This window comes from Massilia sp. CT11-108 (assembly GCF_047302915.1).
GTDB lineage: Bacteria > Pseudomonadota > Gammaproteobacteria > Burkholderiales > Burkholderiaceae_D > Telluria > Telluria orientalis.
Genome location: NZ_JBKYMO010000690.1, coordinates 1 through 2372 on the forward strand (window position 1 = coordinate 1; position 2372 = coordinate 2372).

General features: G+C 68.8%; 4 protein-coding genes. 2 read left to right on the plus strand and 2 right to left on the minus strand.

What is annotated here, in order from left to right:
• Nucleotides 1-657, plus strand: a 657-nt coding sequence (locus tag ACEN88_RS29480) for a methyl-accepting chemotaxis protein (RefSeq protein ID WP_413345410.1), incomplete at its 5' end; no start/stop codon positions are given.
• Nucleotides 658-727: 70 nt separating this feature from the next.
• Nucleotides 728-1459: a suppressor of fused domain protein gene (locus ACEN88_RS29485; RefSeq protein WP_413345412.1), complete on the plus strand. Its 732-nt coding sequence runs from the start codon at nucleotides 728-730 to the stop codon at nucleotides 1457-1459.
• On the opposite strand, the gene ACEN88_RS29490 is transcribed toward ACEN88_RS29485, so the two are convergent.
• Together ACEN88_RS29490 and ACEN88_RS29495 are read right to left on the minus strand one after the other, a co-directional pair.
• The gene (locus tag ACEN88_RS29490) at nucleotides 1454-1918 is read right to left on the minus strand and encodes a YaiI/YqxD family protein (protein ID WP_413345414.1); all 465 of its coding nucleotides are present in this window, start codon (nucleotides 1916-1918) and stop codon (nucleotides 1454-1456) included. The genes ACEN88_RS29485 and ACEN88_RS29490 overlap by 6 nt on opposite strands.
• A 2-nt stretch (nucleotides 1919-1920) precedes the next feature.
• The coding region (locus ACEN88_RS29495) for a FadR/GntR family transcriptional regulator (RefSeq protein WP_413345416.1) at nucleotides 1921-2372 on the minus strand (452 nt) is incomplete at its 5' end.

The following is a 2372-nucleotide window of genomic DNA, read 5'->3' on the forward strand; positions in this document are numbered from 1 at the left end:
GCCGCGGCCGCGGTCGACCACCTGACGGCCACCGTCAAGCGCAACGTCGACCACGCGGCGCTGGCCGACGAGCTGGTGGCGTCGGCCTCCGCGCTGGCCGTGAAGGGCGGCGACGTCGTCGCGGACGTCGTGCAGACGATGGAAGCTATCCGCTCCAGTTCGCGCGAAGTGCAGGACATCGTCAACGTCATCGACGGCATCGCCTTCCAGACCAACATCCTCGCGCTGAACGCGGCCGTCGAGGCGGCGCGCGCGGGCGAGCAGGGGCGCGGTTTCGCCGTCGTGGCGGGCGAAGTGCGGAGCCTCGCCCAGCGCAGCGCGCAGGCGGCCAAGGAAGTGAGGCAGCTGATCGGCGACTCGGTCGTGCGTGTGGACGCGGGCGGCCGGCTGGTGGACGAAGCGGGGCAGGCGATGCACCAGATCGTCGGCTCGGTCCAGCGCGTGGCCGGCATCATGACCGCGATCTCGGGCGCGAGCCAGGAACAGCGCGACGGCATCGGGCAGGTGCGCGATTCGATCCGCGAAATCGAGCTGACGACGCGGCAGACGGCCGAGCTGGTCGGGCAGAGCGCGGATGCGGCCGAGACGATGTGCGCGCATGCGTCGTCGGTGGCGCGGGCGGTGGACACGCTGCGGCAACCGGAAGCGGCTGCGTAAGTGGAAATGCGCGCATTTTCGCGGCATCCGCGCTGCTAGACTCGTCGGGTCAGCATTCGAGGGGGCCGCGATGAGCGCATACCGAGCCAGCAACGTCGTGTCCTTGCACGGCGATCCGATCTACCACCACACGGAAAGCACGCCGTGGACGCCGCCGCAGGGCGAGATCTGCCTGCAGCAGATTTCGGACCACATCGACCGCCACCTCGGGCCCGTCGATTGCGTGTTCCATGAACTGGTGTCCGACACGGTGCACATCGACGTCCATATCGTGAAGCCGACGGAGGCCTACCCGTTCATCCGGCTGGTCACGTCCGGCATGAGCGACCTGCCGATGGCGACGCCGCCGGACGCCGACGTCCCGCGCCACGCCGAGCTGATGATCACGCTCCCGCCGGACTGGAAGCTGGACAAGGAATCGTTCGAGGACGAGCGCTGGTACTGGCCCGTCCGGCTGCTCAAGACGCTGGCCCGGCTGCCGCACAAGTACGACACGTGGCTGGGCTGGGGCCATACGGTGCCGAACGGCGACCCGGCGGAGCCGTACGCGGCGGACGTCCGGTTCGACGGCTGCATCCTGCTGCCGTCGATCAGCGTGCCGGACGGCTTCCACCGGCTGCGTATCGACGCCGACAAGGAGATCGCGTTCTTCGCGGTCGTCCCGCTCTACAAGGAGGAACTGGCGCTGAAGCTGCGTGCCGGCGCCGAGAAACTGCTGGAGCGCTTCGACAAGAAGCACATCGACGACATGATCGATGCGCGCCGGCCGAACGCGGGCAAGAAGCTGTTCGGCTTTCTATGAGGCGGGGCCGGGCCGCGCGCGCTTCGCCAGTTCGCGGTCGAGCGCATTCGCGAACCGCTGCCTGTCCGCCTGGCTGAACGCGGCAGGTCCGCCCGTGTCGACGCCGCTGGAACGCAATTCGTCCATGAACGCGCGCATCGTGAGCTGCTGCGCGATGGTGTCCTTCGTGTACCACTCGCCGCGCGGATTCAATGGCATGCCGCCCTTGTCCAGCACGAGGGCGGCGAGGGGAATGTCGCCCGTCACGACGATGTCGCCGGGCTGCACGCGCGCCACGATTTCGGCGTCGGCCGCGTCCGCGCCGGCAGGCACCTGCAGCGCGCGGATGAAGCGCGAGCCGGGTACGCGGATCAACTGGTTGGCCACGAGCGTGACGTTCAGCTGCACGCGGTCGGCCACGCGGAACAGGATGTCCTTGATGACGGCCGGGCAGGCATCGGCGTCGACCCAGATCTCCATGCTCAGCCGCGCGAGAAGGTGCGCGTCACGCGGTCGAGGTGCGCGCGCATGGCCGACCGGGCGCCGGCCACGTCGTGCGAGGCGATGGCGGCCAGGATCGCGCGGTGGTCGAGGAGCGTCAGCTGGCGCAGTTCCTCGGTCTGGAAGTGCTCCGTCAGCTTGTGCCAGAGGCTGCCGCGCTGGGCCCACAGGTATTCGATCACGCCGACGAGGGCGCTGTTGCCGGCCGCGCGCGCGATCGCGAGGTGGAAGTTGCGGTCGGCCGATTCGTTCTCGCCCAGGTTGTCCTGGTTCTGCTCCATCTGCTCGACGGCGACGAGGATCGCATCGACGGCCGCCGGCGTCGCATTCTTCGCGGCCAGCGCCGCGACCTCGACCTCGATCATGCGGCGCGCGGCAAAACCACCAACGCAGTCAGCCCAAATGACCGTTTTGGTCCGACCACTTGCAACAT

Coding starts and splice junctions, on each gene's coding strand:
- ACEN88_RS29485 (WP_413345412.1), top strand. CDS start 728: ATGAGCGCATACCGAGCCAGCAACGTCGTGTCCTTGCACGGCGATCCG.
- ACEN88_RS29490 (WP_413345414.1), bottom strand. CDS start 1,918: ATGGAGATCTGGGTCGACGCCGATGCCTGCCCGGCCGTCATCAAGGAC.